Origin of the sequence: Limosilactobacillus caviae, assembly GCF_014635905.1 — a bacterium.
GTDB classification, from domain to species: domain Bacteria; phylum Bacillota; class Bacilli; order Lactobacillales; family Lactobacillaceae; genus Limosilactobacillus; species Limosilactobacillus caviae.
Genome location: NZ_BMDS01000003.1, coordinates 1 through 14,048 on the forward strand (window position 1 = coordinate 1; position 14,048 = coordinate 14,048).

At 40.1% G+C, this 14,048-nt stretch carries 12 protein-coding genes, 2 pseudogenes and 1 other annotated feature; of the genes and pseudogenes, 9 read left to right on the forward strand and 5 right to left on the reverse strand.

Translation table 11 applies throughout. The annotated features are described in order from the left end of the window. A pseudogene (locus IEU90_RS04825) lies at positions 1-522 on the reverse strand (transposase family protein); the annotation flags it as partial. A gap of 483 nt (positions 523-1,005) precedes the next feature. Between IEU90_RS04825 and IEU90_RS04830 the strand changes: the two are divergent. From IEU90_RS04830 to tsaD, 4 genes and pseudogenes are all read left to right on the forward strand, one after another. After that, positions 1,006-1,416 (forward strand): annotated as a pseudogene (locus IEU90_RS04830) (TPM domain-containing protein); the annotation flags it as partial. A gap of 353 nt (positions 1,417-1,769) precedes the next feature. Continuing rightward, positions 1,770-2,495 carry a tRNA (adenosine(37)-N6)-threonylcarbamoyltransferase complex dimerization subunit type 1 TsaB gene (gene tsaB / locus IEU90_RS04835; RefSeq protein ID WP_153710043.1) on the forward strand — a complete coding sequence of 242 codons (726 nt, stop codon included), beginning with the start codon at positions 1,770-1,772 and terminating at the stop codon, positions 2,493-2,495. Further along, on the forward strand, positions 2,479-3,033 hold the full coding sequence (gene rimI / locus IEU90_RS04840) for a ribosomal protein S18-alanine N-acetyltransferase (RefSeq protein WP_188357811.1): 555 nt from the start codon (positions 2,479-2,481) through the stop codon (positions 3,031-3,033). The genes tsaB and rimI overlap by 17 nt, the downstream gene beginning before the upstream one ends. Before the next feature lie 18 nt (positions 3,034-3,051). Continuing rightward, positions 3,052-4,086, forward strand: a complete 1,035-nt coding sequence (gene tsaD / locus IEU90_RS04845; protein ID WP_188357812.1) for a tRNA (adenosine(37)-N6)-threonylcarbamoyltransferase complex transferase subunit TsaD — start codon at positions 3,052-3,054, stop codon at positions 4,084-4,086. Positions 4,087-4,157: 71 nt separating this feature from the next. Here tsaD and proC read toward each other — a convergent pair whose 3' ends face one another. Genes proC through proB form a run of 3 tightly spaced genes read right to left on the reverse strand, consistent with a single transcriptional unit; the run spans position 4,158 to position 6,994 of the window. After that, positions 4,158-4,931, reverse strand: coding sequence for a pyrroline-5-carboxylate reductase (proC, locus tag IEU90_RS04850; RefSeq protein ID WP_153710046.1), 774 nt, complete (start codon positions 4,929-4,931; stop codon positions 4,158-4,160). A gap of 17 nt (positions 4,932-4,948) precedes the next feature. Then, positions 4,949-6,193: a glutamate-5-semialdehyde dehydrogenase gene (locus IEU90_RS04855; RefSeq protein WP_153710047.1), complete on the reverse strand. Its 1,245-nt coding sequence runs from the start codon at positions 6,191-6,193 to the stop codon at positions 4,949-4,951. 12 nt (positions 6,194-6,205) lie between these two features. Further along, the gene (proB, locus tag IEU90_RS04860) at positions 6,206-6,994 is read right to left on the reverse strand and encodes a glutamate 5-kinase (protein ID WP_153710048.1); all 789 of its coding nucleotides are present in this window, start codon (positions 6,992-6,994) and stop codon (positions 6,206-6,208) included. 317 nt (positions 6,995-7,311) lie between these two features. After that, positions 7,312-7,547: a binding site (T-box leader), on the forward strand. A gap of 38 nt (positions 7,548-7,585) precedes the next feature. On the opposite strand from proB, the gene IEU90_RS04865 reads away from it, so the two are divergent. The 3 genes from IEU90_RS04865 to IEU90_RS04875 are packed head-to-tail and all read left to right on the forward strand — an operon-like array spanning position 7,586 to position 10,546. Further along, positions 7,586-8,371, forward strand: a complete 786-nt coding sequence (locus IEU90_RS04865) for a carbon-nitrogen family hydrolase (RefSeq protein ID WP_188357813.1) — start codon at positions 7,586-7,588, stop codon at positions 8,369-8,371. A gap of 16 nt (positions 8,372-8,387) precedes the next feature. After that, positions 8,388-9,566, forward strand: coding sequence for a pyridoxal phosphate-dependent aminotransferase (locus tag IEU90_RS04870; protein ID WP_153710050.1), 1,179 nt, complete (start codon positions 8,388-8,390; stop codon positions 9,564-9,566). Positions 9,567-9,580: 14 nt separating this feature from the next. Then, complete coding sequence (locus tag IEU90_RS04875; protein WP_153710051.1) at positions 9,581-10,546, forward strand: ketopantoate reductase family protein; 966 nt, start codon at positions 9,581-9,583, stop codon at positions 10,544-10,546. Between the two features lie 108 nt (positions 10,547-10,654). On the opposite strand, the gene IEU90_RS04880 is transcribed toward IEU90_RS04875, so the two are convergent. Then, a complete protein-coding gene (locus tag IEU90_RS04880) occupies positions 10,655-12,592 on the reverse strand; it encodes an ABC-F family ATP-binding cassette domain-containing protein (protein WP_153710052.1) in 1,938 nt (645 codons plus the stop codon). 238 nt (positions 12,593-12,830) lie between these two features. Here IEU90_RS04880 and IEU90_RS04885 point away from each other — a divergent pair, with 238 nt between their 5' ends. Beyond that, on the forward strand, positions 12,831-13,475 hold the full coding sequence (locus tag IEU90_RS04885) for a redox-sensing transcriptional repressor Rex (protein ID WP_153710053.1): 645 nt from the start codon (positions 12,831-12,833) through the stop codon (positions 13,473-13,475). A gap of 233 nt (positions 13,476-13,708) precedes the next feature. Next, positions 13,709-13,993: a co-chaperone GroES gene (gene groES / locus IEU90_RS04890; protein WP_163705040.1), complete on the forward strand. Its 285-nt coding sequence runs from the start codon at positions 13,709-13,711 to the stop codon at positions 13,991-13,993. The last annotated feature ends 55 nt before the right edge of the window (positions 13,994-14,048 follow it).

Genomic DNA, 14,048 nt, shown 5'->3' on the forward strand with positions numbered 1-14,048 from the left:
TGTGGATTTAACCGAACGAAATTCATCAAAGCACAGGTTGTGCGGCAGCTTAGCCATTCGATAATGCGGTTTGACGCGTTCTTTAATCGTACGGCGAACACTGCTTGGTGAGCAGTGACAGACGCGGGCAATTAGTTTACCGTTTAAGCCTTCTTTGGCAAATTCCATGATTTGGTTTTTCAATTGACCGGATAAGGTTTGATTATTAGCAGTTAAATTGGTTGTAGCGCCAAAAGTAGTCTGACATTGGCGACAATAGTAACGCTGTTTCCACAATTCAAGTTCATAGTGAATACCATTTAAACTTGGAAGGCGAACATAGGCTTTACGGAAGCCGTTTTTAACAACCGCCGCAAATCCACAATGTCTGCATTGCTTAATAGGATAAGAAAGCTGAGCTTTAATCAACTTAGTATGTTCTTGATCTGCCGGACTAGAGGCTGGCAAGTCAATCACATCAATTATTCGAATATTAGGGCCTTTAATTTCAAGGAGACTTAAGATAAAATTGTTTTGGGACATCTACATAACCTTCTTTACATGATTTTTGTGGTGAATTGATTGTAAAACATAAGGGCAGCAGTTGTCCTTTTTGCGTATAGAAAAGCTGGCATTGATTTTATATTAATACTAGAAAGTGTATACCCATATTTTTAAAAGTTTAGATGGATAATTATACTTACTGTGACTATTTATTAAAGAATAAATTAACAAAATGTATTGATTAGTGAATTACTGGCATGGCATAGTTAGAAAAAGAGCTTGACGTATTAACGAAAAAAGCAGAAAATACTAGTAATTGAAATAACACATCGGGGGATGTACTAACAGAGAATATTCTGTTAGTACATCCTTTTTGCGTGGGAGGAAAAAATGAAAATATACCATTTAGTAAAGAAACTATTGTTAGCTACAGTAGTTTTAATAGTAGGTTGGGTAGCTTTTACTGCTAGTAGTACAGCAAGTGCTGCTATGTGAAATCAAGGCCAAAATGTTGATGACCAGGCTGATGTTTTATCACAGAAAACGATTGATCGGATAAATAATAAAAATCACCATTTGAAGCAAGGCCGAATCTTTGTTTTGACGATTGATACGACTGATGGCAAGTCGATCGGTTCGGTTGCTCACCGCTACTACGCTAACCATCGTTTTCGAACTAAAACAGTCTTGTTAGTAATTGCTGTTGATGATCGGAAGGTTCGGTTACAGACTGGCTCTAGTTTAAAAACTATCTTTCCCCGAGGATATTTAGATACAATTTTAACTACTGATGTTAAAAACAATTTCCGTGATGAGGACTTTGATACTGGAGTCATGGCAATGGTATCGTCAATGAGTAATAAATTGAATAATAGTACAGGGCAAAAAAGCAAAGCACAAGATCGTATATCATATATGCAATTATCGGTATAGTAATTGCCCTAATTTTAATTTTTATCAGCATTAGGATTGCACAAAATGATGAATCTAAAGCGCAAGCAGTTAAGCTTTTAAAGCGGACTGGTAAAATTTTATTAGGCATTCTATTTGCATTAGTTGCAATTTTAGCTTTCTTTGGCAATAACGATGATTCAGATGGTGACAGTTATGATGGTGGTGATAGCGGTGAAAACGGGAGCTGGTAAGCTAAATACATTGCGGGACGTATTGGCAGGGAATATCTGCTAATGCGTCTTTTTATTTTTAGAATAGCAAAATAAAAGCAAAAAGCAGTCATAACGTACCTAGTATGATAAGATGTAAGATGATTGAAAGGATTGATTGAAATGAAGATACTTGCCATTGATACATCTAACCACCCGATGAGCGTGGCGTTGGTTGAGGATAAGCAGTTACTGGCAACAACAACGCTAAACATGGTTCGAAATCACAGTATTTATTTGATGCCGGCAATTAGTAAGCTATTTAAATTAGTTCAATGGCAGCCAACGGATATTGACCGAGTAGTGGTCGCACAGGGGCCTGGTTCTTATACTGGAGTACGGATTGCAGTTACGACTGCCAAGGTGTTGGCTGATACAGAAGAAATTGACTTAGTTGGGGTGTCGAGTTTAGCAGTGTTAGCACGTAATGTTGTTCCGACATCCACAGCTATTATTGTTCCTTTCTTTGATGCACGGCGAGGAAATGTGTTTGCTGGTACTTACCAATGGGAGAATGGCAAGCTAGTAAATAAAATAGAAGATCAGCACTTGGGAATTGATGTTTTACTTGACCAACTTGCCCAGTTAAATCAGCAGATTGTTTTAGTTGGTCACATGACTGATAAAATTCGAGCAAAGTATGATCAATTACCGCCAAATGTGACTTTATTACCACGTCCTTATAGTATTCCATCAACTTACCAATTAGCTCTTGCAGGTCAACTAGAAGAACCGGTTAAAGAAATTGATCCGTTTGTTCCTCATTATTTGCGGATTACCGAAGCAGAAGCTAATTGGCAGAAACTTCATCCTGGAGAAACAAGAAAGAATTATGTTCGAGAAGTTTAAAGAATGGTTTGTCAATACGACGAACCCTAATAAGCGGCCAATCCTTGACTTTACACGCCGGGTTGTAATGGTATCTGGTCATCAGTATGTAGTGCGAATGGCATCGGAACCTGATATACAGTCCTTAGTGGAGATAGAGGAAAAAATATACGGCAAGGCTCCTTGGAGTTATGCTGCTTTTCGGATTGAGCTGCAACGTCCGTGTGATCGGCTTTATTTAGTAATTGAGGATGACCAGCGAATTGTTGGTTTTATTGGCACGGCCGTTGATTGGTATCATTATGACCTTCATATTACTAATATTGGTATCACACCGAGTTATCAAAATAAGGGGATCGGCACGTACCTTATTTTGACTGCAAAAAATTATGCCCGCCATCTAAAACTGCATTCGATGAGCCTTGAAGTGCGGGTAAATAATATCTCGGCTCGTCGTTTATATGAAAATTTAGGATTTTGCAACCAGCACATTAAACCGCGTTATTACCTGGATAACCATGAAGATGCAGTTGATATGCAAGCAAATTTACTTAGGTAGAGGAGAAAGTAATTTATTATGACTGAACGCACATTAATCTTAGCGTTTGAATCAAGCTGTGATGAAACAAGTGTTGCAGTAATTGAAAACGGCACGAAAATTCTTTCAAATATTGTAGCAACGCAAATTGATAGCCACCAGCGTTTTGGCGGAGTAGTACCTGAAGTAGCTAGTCGCTATCATATTGAGCAGATTACCAAGTGTACAGATGAAGCCTTGGAACAGGCAGCTGTAGACTATGATGACTTAGACGCTGTTGCAGTAACGTATGGTCCGGGATTAGTCGGCTCATTGTTAATTGGTGTGACGGCAGCTAAGGTAATTGCGTGGGCTCATGACTTACCGTTAGTTCCGGTTAACCATATGGCAGGACATATTTATGCTGCTCGGTATGTTGGTGAATTTAAATATCCACAAATGGCCTTACTGGTTTCTGGTGGGCATACGGAACTAGTTTATATGCCAGCAGAACACGAATACCAAATCATTGGCGAGACGCGCGATGATGCGGCTGGTGAAGCTTATGATAAGATTGGCCGTGTACTAGGCGTCAATTATCCAGCAGGAAAAACAATTGACGAATGGGCAGCGAAAGGTGAGGACAGCTTCCATTTTCCACGTGCAATGGAAAAAGAGGAAAACTATGACTTTAGTTTTAGCGGGCTGAAAAGTGCTTTTATCAATACGGTTCATAATGCTGATCAACGCGGTGAAGAGTTAAATAAATATGATCTTGCTGCTAGTTTTCAACAAAGCGTAATCGATGTTCTTGCTGAAAAGACGATGCGGGCATTGGATGATTATCCAGTAAAACAACTGATTCTAGCGGGGGGAGTAGCCGCAAATCATGGACTGCGGGCCCGTTTAGACCATGATATGAAAAAGTATCATCCTGATGTAACGATGCTCCAAGCACCGCTAAAATTGTGTGGTGACAATGCGGCGATGATTGGGGCCGCTGGTTATGTTAACTATCAACATGGCGATCGCGCGGGATTAGACCTAAATGCAGTACCAGGTTTGATGTTTGAACGGATTAACGATAATAATTAAACAGTTTTTTTTACAAAAATAGGAGAGAAATAATAGGTCCCAAGTTGGCTTTTATTTCTCTCCTAAATTTTTTATTTTTCACTGTTTGCTTTATTTACAGCATCCATAATGGCATAACGGAAACCATGTTTTTCTAAGGCTTCGACACCCTTGATTGTTGTTCCTGCTGGTGATGTTACCTGGTCACGTAAGAGGGATGGGGCAATTTTACTATCATAAGCAAGTGCTCCAGTTCCTTTTACCATACTAGCGATAACTTGATATGCCGTTTGGCGGTCAAGACCGTGCTTTACGGCCGCATCACTCATCGCATCCATCATGACATCAACAAATGCTGGGCCACAACCACCGACAACTCCGATTATATCTAGTTGCCGTTCTGGAACCTCAATTACATCGCCAAGGCTATCTAAAACGGTCATAACCTTTGAAAGTGCCTCAGTTGGAATCTCGGCAGGCAAAGCAAGACCAATTGTTCCGGCATTAACTTCGACTGGCGTATTAGGGATGATATTAGCAATTACTTTATTAGGAAGTGCCTTTGCTAGTGTTTCGTGAGTGATACCAGCCGCAGCAGAGATAAAGATAGTATCGTCATTAAGAACGGCTAAGTCTTTTGCGACGGCTGCTGTGACTGGCGCAGGCGTTGTTAGAATCACAACATCAGGTGAGAGGTTAACAACTTCACTACTCGTATTGACAAGTTTAAAATTAAGCGTTTCTGCAAGTCTAGTAACACGTGGGTTAACCGGATTCATTGCACTAAGAGTAAAACTTTGAGTGTGGGTTAATCCCTTAATAATTGCGCTTCCCATGTTGCCAACGCCAATGATTGTAACTTTCATTATAAAAACCTCCAAAATTATTTGCGGACTTGACCGGTACCGGTAATCTCATATTTAATTGTTGTCAATTGTTGCAGCCCCATTGGTCCCCGTGCATGAAGCTTTTGCGTGCTAATGCCAATTTCAGCGCCAAAGCCAAATTCACCACCATCAGTAAAACGAGTAGAAGCATTGACATAAACGCAGGCAGAGTTAATCGCTTGCTGGAAGTAACGTCCCCGAGTGATGTCATTGGTGATAATCGCCTCGGAATGGTGGGTACTATAGTGATTAATATGGTTAATTGCATCGTTAAGCGAATCAACAATTTTAACCGTCATGATCAAGTCATTATATTCCGTTGCCCAATCCTCATCAGTTGCGGGATGAATAGCCGGTACTAATTTGCAAGCGTCGGTATCTCCCCGTAATTGTACTCCGTGATCAATTAAAGCTTGGGCAATAGTAGGCAGAAATTTAGCTGCAACGTCGCGGTGAATGAGCAACTTTTCGGCGGCATTGCAAACAGAGGGACGCTGCACTTTTGCATTGACGGTAATATCGGTTGCCATTGTTAAATCAGCATCTTTATCAATATAGATATGACAGTTACCCGCCCCGGTTTCGATAACTGGAACGGTCGCAGTTGTTACGACCCGTTGAATCAGATTACGACCACCCCGCGGAATTAAAACATCAATGTAGTCGGTAAGTTTCATCATCTCATCAGCAACCGCATGACTGGTATCGGTAATAAGCTGTACGGCATCAACCGGTAATGCTTGTTTTTGTAAAGACTCGCGAAGAATTTTTATTAAGGCCGTATTAGTCTGTAAAGCTTCTTTTCCGCCACGCAAAATAACAGCATTACCGCTTTTAAATGTTAATCCGGTGGAATCTACGGTTACATTTGGCCGTGCTTCAAAGATAATCCCGATTACACCTAATGGTACCCGGCGTTGAAGAATTTGTAAGCCATCCTTGGTAACCCAGCCCTTATCAATTTGTGCAGTTGGGTCGTTTAAGTCCGCAATTGAGCGAAGACCGTTAGCCATGTCTTCAATCCGCTTGGCATTGACCATTAAACGATCGGTAAATTTAGCAGGCATTGTTGTAGCATTAGCTAGGTCCTGCTGGTTTGCGGCAATGACCGTATCCTTATTTTTGATTAAGTCATCAGCAAGTTGGAGCAATGCTTTATTCTTTGTCGCTGTGTCCATTAAAGCTAGTTTATTTGCTGCATTTTGGGCTTTTTTTCCAATAGTAATTAAATTCTGATTCATTATAATGACCTCCTATTTGCCAAAACAGGTTCCGATAGTCTGTCCGTCAAAGATATCAAAGAGAATTTTCGGGTCGCGACCGTTGCACAAAATCATTTGTTTGCCTGCTTTCATCATCGTCGCTGCTGCCCGTAATTTAGTTACCATTCCACCTGTGCCGAATCTGGTACTGCTTCCGCTTGCGGCACTTTTAATTTCTGGGGTTAGGATAGGAACCCTATTGATAATTTTAGCATCACTAAATTTATGTGGATCTTTATCATAGAGGGCGTCGATATCGGAAAGAACAATTAACCGGTCCGCGTCAATTGCAACGGCTACCTGTGAAGAAAGCTCATCGTTATCACTAAAGGTAGTATGGTGGTCAAGCTCATCAACCGAAACGGGGTCGTTTTCATTGACGATTGGAATAACATTTTGCTTAAGCAGGGTAGTGATTGTATTAAGCGTATGTTGACGGCTAACAGGATAAGCAAGGACGTCGCGGGTAAGGAGAAGCTGTGCCACATGAGTTTGATAATCTAAAAATCGTTGTGAGTAGATTCTCATTAAAGCTGCTTGACCGATAGATGCTAGGGCCTGTTGTTCTTCTATTGCTGCAGGGCGTTCTTTTAATCCTAAACTGGCGAGACCGACCCCGATTGCCCCTGAAGAAACAAGGATAAGTTGGTAACCCTGGTTGTTGAGGGTCGCGAGGGTAAATGAAAGTTGATCAATCGTTCGAAGGTTAATTTTTCCGTTGGGAAGGACAAGGCTGCTGGTCCCAATTTTGACAACTACTTTTTGAATTTTATGAGTCATGGCAAACTCCTTTCAGAAAACAAAAAGCGTCCTTAACCGAGACACCAATTATGGCGGTACCATTCTCGTTTAAAGACGCACTTTACACTTTTAAATTATTTTATTATTAGAAATTATTAAAGTCGTAGCAGGGCTTCGGTACTGGCGATAGCTTGCAGTCGATGGCTATCGTTCCTGGACTGACCTACTTTTATCTACAACTAAAATTTTAAGCGGGAGAATGAGCTTTTGTCAAGTCCAATTAATTTTTATTGCTAATTAAAAAACGATTGACAAATAATTAAAATTAAATTAGAATACGAACAACAGTTAAATATAAATCGTTTAAGATGAGTAAAAGTAATGGCGTATTAAGAGAGTTTTCGGCTGGTGTGAGAAAATTACAAAATGCTTTGAAGATGGTCTTAAAAAATACAGTAATCGTGAGGGATAACTAAGCGGTTAGCGGCTGATATCCGTTATCAAGTATCGAAGTTTGACATGAACTTCCTGAGGCTATCCATGTGAGTGGGTAGTAAATTAAGGTGGCACCGCGAAAATACTCGTCCTTATTTTGTTAAGGATGGGTATTTTTTTATGGAGGTGAAAGTGATGAAGCGAAAAGTTGCGTTGGCGCAGATGGATATTCAATTAGGATTACCAGAAGCAAATTATCAAAAAACTGCGCGAGCGATTAAAGCAGCTGCTGATCACCACGCAGATATTATTGTCTTACCGGAGATGTGGAATACCGGTTACGCATTAAATAAATTAAAAGATATTGCCGACAATAACGGTCAAAAGACGCAGCAGTTTCTTAGCAAGTTAGCGCTTGAGAATAAAATTAATATTGTTGGCGGGTCAGTAGCGATTAGGCGTGGAACTTCTTTTTATAATACGAGTTATATTTATGACCAAACCGGACAGTTAATCGGTACCTATGACAAGGTTCATTTATTTGGCTTAATGGATGAAAATCAATATTTGAAGGCAGGGGTAAAGGAAAGCCACTTTGCGTTAGCTGGAATTCCTAGTGCGAGTTTTATTTGCTATGACCTGCGCTTTCCGGAATGGGTCCGCACGACTGCCCGTCACGGTGCTGATATTTTATATTTTCCAGCAGAATGGCCTAGCAGTCGGATTAAGCAATGGAAGATAATGCTTCAATCCCGTGCAATTGAGAACCAGGCCTTTGTTGTTGCGGTTAATCGGGTCGGCACAGATTTAGATAATGACTTTAATGGACACTCATTAGTTATCGATCCTCTTGGAAATATTATCAGTGATGCGGGAGAAGAAGAACGAGTAAGTTATGCTGAAGTTGACTTAGAAAAGCTGGCAGAAGTCCGCGGACCAATCCCGGTATTTAAAGATCGGCGTCCAGAACTTTATCATTAGGAAGGAAATGAGAAAAATGAATTTTGAACAATCTAAATTACTAGATACACTGCCTAAACAATTTTTTGCAAATTTAGTTGCGAAGGTTAATAAAAAAGTATCAGAAGGCATGGATGTCATTAATCTTGGTCAGGGTAATCCCGATAAACCGACACCAGACTATATTGTCAAGAGTACGCAAAAATGGGTTGCCGATCCCCAGACACATAAGTATTCGCTCTTTCGTGGCCTGCCGGCTTTTAAGGAAGCAGCGGCTAAGTTTTATCATGAAAAGTATGGTGCTAGTTTTGACCCGGAAAAGGAAGTAGCAATCTTGGGCGGTTCAAAGATCGGCTTAGTGGAGTTGCCATGGGCATTGATGAATCCTGGCGATACCCTGCTTCTTCCGGATCCGGGTTATCCAGATTATCTATCAGGAGCGGCTTTAGGAAAGGTTAAGTTTGCGACTGTCCCCTTGCTAGCAGAAAATAATTTTTTACCAGATTTGGATGCGATTCCGGACGAAGTTGCCCAACGAGCTAAGTTCTTTTACCTTAACTATCCTAATAATCCAACAGGGGCAGTTGCAACGCCTGCGTTTTACCAAAAGTTAGTGGCCTGGGCGAAAAAGTACCATGTGGGAATCATTAGTGATTTTGCATATGGTGCCATCGGGTTTGACGGTCAGACTCCTGTTAGTTTTATGGAAACACCGGGTGCTAAAGATGTGGGAATCGAATTTTATACCTTTTCTAAGACTTTTAACATGGCTGGCTGGCGGATTGCTTTTGCAGTCGGTAATGAGGATATTATTGAAGCATTAAATCTTATCCAAGATCATTTATTTGTTAGTCTTTTTCCCGCCTTACAAAAAGCGGCCATTGATGCCCTGACACTACCGGCACGAGATGCGGCAATTACAGAAATTGTTGCTCGCTATGAAGAGAGGCGGAATGCGTTCATTAATGCTGCAGAAAAAATTGGCTGGCATGCATTTGTTCCCCAAGGTACATTCTATGCTTGGATGCCGGTTCCAACCGGTTATACCAGCGAAAGCTTTGCAGATCTGTTATTAGATAAAGCCGGGGTTGCAGTGGCGCCAGGTAATGGCTTTGGAACACACGGTGAAGGCTACGTACGGATCGGACTGTTGATTGAACCAGAACGATTAGTTGAAGCTGTTGAGCGAATTGCTAAGTTGAATCTTTTTAATTAGAAGGAGGAAAAATTATGGCATTAAAATATACTGTTTTAGGTGCAGGTGCAATGGGATTGCGCTTTGGTGTGCTGCTTCAAGAACTTGCGGGTGCGAAGGTTGATTTTGTTGATAACTGGGCCCCGCAGGTTGAAACGATTAAGGAACAAGGGGGCGTGTATGTTTCTCGCGATCATGAGAACCGTCACCTTGTACCGATTAGTATTTATTCACCTGAAGAGTACGATGGCGACCCAGATGTATTTATTGTCTTTGCAAAACAAATGACGCTTAGTGACCTGCTGAACCGCAGCGCACATTTCTTTCACCCTGACCATCAATATGTCTTTTCTGGAATGAATGGAATGGGGCATATTGAAAAGATTAACCAATACTTTCCTAAAGAACACGTAGTTGCCGGTACTTGTTTAATCGGAACGGTCCTCAATAAGGCAGGGGATGTTGATTTTATTGGGAAACCAGGTGCCGGTTCAATTAACTTAGCGCCCCAAGTTGGCGAACCTGATGCCCGTGTAAAGGAAATTGTCGCTGATTTTACAACAGCTAATATTAATCCGCATCTTAATGATAATTTTGCCGGCACTTTGCTGACAAAGGTAGTCTTCAATTCAGTTATTAATACTATTTGTACCCTTTTTGAAATTCAAATGGGGCAGTTCATTGATTATGATGGCGCAGAAAAACTTGGCAAACAATTAATTAATGAAGCATTTGATGTTGCAGAACGTGCAGGTGTTCAGCTATTAAGTACCCGTGAGGAAGAATGGCAAACAATTAAGTATGTCAGTGAAGTTACTAATCCGCTCCATTATCCATCAATGTATCAAGACATGAGTAAAAACCGCCCCACGGAAGTTGACTATATTAATGGATATATTTATGAATTAGGTAAAAAGTATAACTACGAGGCTTCAACTCATGATTTCTTACGTAACCTTGTTCATTTGGCGGAAAATACCCGTAAGTTTAGACAAAAATAGAATAGAGATTGAAAATTAATTCGGCTTCTCTCAATACAATTCTTGCAGGAGTTTAAAAAAGACCAAAATCAGCTTTTTAGCCAATTTTGGTCTTTTTTAGTCCTTATTTTAATTTTCTTTATCAAATTCCTCTAGCTTTTCTGCAGCTTCAGTCCATGCTAATTCTACTTCTTCTGATTTTGCTGATAACTCATCAAGCTGCTTTTGCAAGTCCGTTAATTTTCCGATATCAGTAGCAACTTCTGGCTGGCTCATTTGTTCCTGAATAGTGGTTTGTTCCTCTTCTAATTTTGCCATCTGCTGTTCTAAATCATCAACCTGACGCTGGATCTTCCGTCGGGCACGCTGCTGCTCTTTGCTTTGCTGGTAAGATTGCTTGCCAGCTGGCGCCTTGCCGGTGTTGGCAGCGCTAGCAGGAGCGACATCATTTGCCCCTTCTTTTTCTTTGGCAATTAAGTAATCGTCATAGTTGCCCTCATAATGTTTAATACCATCATGCTCCATTGCCAAAATATCAGTTGCAACCTGGTTAATAAAGTAACGGTCATGTGAAATAAATAGAACAGTGCCGCTAAATTCGTTAATTGCGTTTTCTAAGACTTCCCGACTGTCGATATCAAGGTGGTTAGTCGGTTCGTCAAGAATAAGAAAATTAATCGCTTTAAATGATAATTTGGTTAACTCTAGGCGCGCCTTTTCACCACCCGATAGGTCATGAACGACTTTGTAAACGTCATCCCCGACAAAGAGAAAACTACCTAATAGGGAACGGATATCCTTTTCTGGTACCTCTGGGTGGTCATCCCATACTTCCTCAAGCACCGTTTTATTAGGGTGTAATTGCTGCTGCTCCTGATCGTAGTAACCAATATCAAGATTAGCACCAAGTTTAATGGTACCGCTAATTAAAGGAATCTTATGGAGAATTGACTTGAGTAAAGTCGATTTACCAATACCATTTGGACCAATGATACCAACTCGTTGCGGCTTCCGAACATTAAATGACAGTGGGCCGGCAAGCACTTGTTCATTGTAGCCGACTTTTGCCTGCTCTACATCAAGAACTTCATTTCCGCTATCTTTTTCAGAATGGAATTGAAAGTGGATCGACTTATCATCAGTTTCGGGCCGGTCAAGCCGTTCCATCTTTTCTAATTGCTTTCGCCGCGCCTGTGCCCGCTTGGTGGTGGAAGCACGGACGATATTTCGATTGACAAAGTCTTCTAGCTTAGCAATCTTTTTTTGTTGCTGATCATAGTGTTTCCATTCTGCTTGCAATCTTTCCTGTTTATGCTTAACGAATTGCGTATAGTTACCGGTATAGTGCGTTAAGGTTTTATTATCGAGATCATAGACATCGCTAACAACCCGATCTAAGAAATAACGGTCGTGAGAAACAATTAGCAATGCACCTTGATAACTCTTGAGATAATCCTCTAGCCATGAGAGGACATTCATATCAAGGTGGTTAGTTGGTTCGTCCAAAATTAATAGCCCTGGTGCCTGTAAGAGAATTTTAGCAAGGGCTAGTTTAGTTTTTTGTCCTCCTGAAAGGGAATTGATCGGGGTGGTATAGCTATCTTCACCAAAGCCAAAGCCATGCAGGATTCCGCGCATTCGAGATTCATATTCAAACCCGCCTTGCTTTTTAAAGGTTGTTTGTAGATTATCATACGTAGAAAGAATTTGTTGATAATTACTATCGGAACTATCAAGGTCAGCGAGTTGCTGCTCTAAGTCATGAATCTGTTTTTCCATCTTATGTAAAGGGGCAAAAACAGTATCTAGTTCTGTCCAGATACTATTTTGACTATCCAGCCCTTGATCCTGGGCAAGGTAACCGATTGTCAGGTCTTTGACTTTAGTAATAGTTCCTTCATCCGGTTCTGTGATTCCGGCAATCATTTTTAATAAGGTTGTTTTACCGGCACCGTTACGACCAACAAGGGCAGTCCGGCCATGCTCTTGGATTTGCATGTTCATATTGTGAAATAAAACGTCCGCGCCAAACCGGCGTACAACGTCATTTGTCTGTAAAAGTAACATATTGAAACCTCATTTAATTACTTGAATTTGATACAGTTTTATTTTAGCAGATTTTAATTTTAAATAAAAAGTTGAAAATATTTTTGTATTTTAGTTCACAAAAAAAGGTTTAATTGCTAGAATATACTCAGACTTAAATTTCACAAAGTAAAGATTGGTAATGTCGTCCTTATTAAAGCCTGGTAGTTAGTTGGCAGCTTAGGCTATAAAGGACTAATTTAGGAGGAACAAAAGTAGAATGGCAAATAAAAAGATTCCGCGCGCAACTGCGAAACGGTTGCCGATATATTTCCGTTATTTAAATGTATTAAAGGATGCAAATAAGCAACGGGTATCATCAACCGAACTTTCAGAAGCGGTTCAAGTTGATTCAGCAACTATTCGTCGTGATTTTTCATATTTTGGTGAATTAGGTAAGCGGGGATACGGCTATGATGTTGAGAGCTTATTAAAGTTTTTCAAGGGGATTTTACATCAAGACTCATTAGTTAGTGTTGCCTTAGTAGGGGTTGGTAGTTTGGGAAGTGCTTTGTTAAACTTTAACTTCCATCAAGATACTAATTTACGGATTAGTGCTGCTTTCGATACTAAGCCAGAATATGCAAATACTGTTAAGAGCGGTATTCCTATCTACCCATCTGAGGATATGGTAAAGCAGTTAAAAGAACAGCAAATTGATGTTGTTATTTTAACGGTTCCTGGTATTAAAGCTCAGCATGTTGCCGACCAATTAGTTGAAGCCGGTGTAAAAGGTATCCTTAACTTTACGCCAGTTCGTTTATCTGTTCCAAAGAATGTTCAAGTTCAAAATATTGATTTAACAAACGAACTTCAAACGTTGATCTACTTTATTAAAAACTATACTGAAGACTCAGTTGAATAAAATTATCAAGCATTGGTTTACTAAAAGCGGTAAACTAATGCTTTTTATCTACTATTTTGTTAATAGTTATACATTTAAAAAACTTTTATCTTATTATTTTTAATAGATGGTCAAAAAAAGTCAAAGTGTTTCTGTTGCATTTTGGGGAGAACATGTTATATTTAAACATGTGGTTAGCACTTAAGGGTTTTGAGTGCTAAAAATAAAATTATTAACAAGATGGAGGGATTAACGTGTTAAAGCCATTAGGAGATCGCGTTGTTCTAAAAGCTGAAACTGAAGAAGAAAAGACAGTTGGTGGAATTGTCCTTGCTTCCAATGTAAAGGAAAAGCCAACTACTGGAAAGGTTATTGCCGTTGGAGAAGGTCGTACTTTAGAAAACGGACAAAAGCTTGCTCCAGCTGTTAAGGAAGGCGACCGCGTATTATTTGACAAGTACGCAGGTAACGAAGTCGAATATGATGGTGAAAAGTACTTAGTTGTTCATGCTAAGGACTTAGTAGCAATTGTTGAATAGTTAAATATACAAATTAAAAGTTTGAGACAAAAGGATATAGTTCTTTCATCGTCTC

Excerpts from the sequence above, each read along its gene's own strand:
- IEU90_RS04880 (WP_153710052.1), bottom strand. The coding sequence starts at position 12,592 with ATGTTACTTTTACAGACAAATGACGTTGTACGCCGGTTTGGCGCGGAC.
- IEU90_RS04875 (WP_153710051.1), top strand. The coding sequence starts at position 9,581 with ATGGCATTAAAATATACTGTTTTAGGTGCAGGTGCAATGGGATTGCGC.
- proB (WP_153710048.1), bottom strand. The coding sequence starts at position 6,994 with ATGACTCATAAAATTCAAAAAGTAGTTGTCAAAATTGGGACCAGCAGC.
- IEU90_RS04855 (WP_153710047.1), bottom strand. The coding sequence starts at position 6,193 with ATGAATCAGAATTTAATTACTATTGGAAAAAAAGCCCAAAATGCAGCA.
- tsaB (WP_153710043.1), top strand. The coding sequence starts at position 1,770 with ATGAAGATACTTGCCATTGATACATCTAACCACCCGATGAGCGTGGCG.
- rimI (WP_188357811.1), top strand. The coding sequence starts at position 2,479 with ATGTTCGAGAAGTTTAAAGAATGGTTTGTCAATACGACGAACCCTAAT.
- proC (WP_153710046.1), bottom strand. The coding sequence starts at position 4,931 with ATGAAAGTTACAATCATTGGCGTTGGCAACATGGGAAGCGCAATTATT.
- tsaD (WP_188357812.1), top strand. The coding sequence starts at position 3,052 with ATGACTGAACGCACATTAATCTTAGCGTTTGAATCAAGCTGTGATGAA.
- IEU90_RS04870 (WP_153710050.1), top strand. The coding sequence starts at position 8,388 with ATGAATTTTGAACAATCTAAATTACTAGATACACTGCCTAAACAATTT.
- IEU90_RS04885 (WP_153710053.1), top strand. The coding sequence starts at position 12,831 with ATGGCAAATAAAAAGATTCCGCGCGCAACTGCGAAACGGTTGCCGATA.
- IEU90_RS04865 (WP_188357813.1), top strand. The coding sequence starts at position 7,586 with ATGAAGCGAAAAGTTGCGTTGGCGCAGATGGATATTCAATTAGGATTA.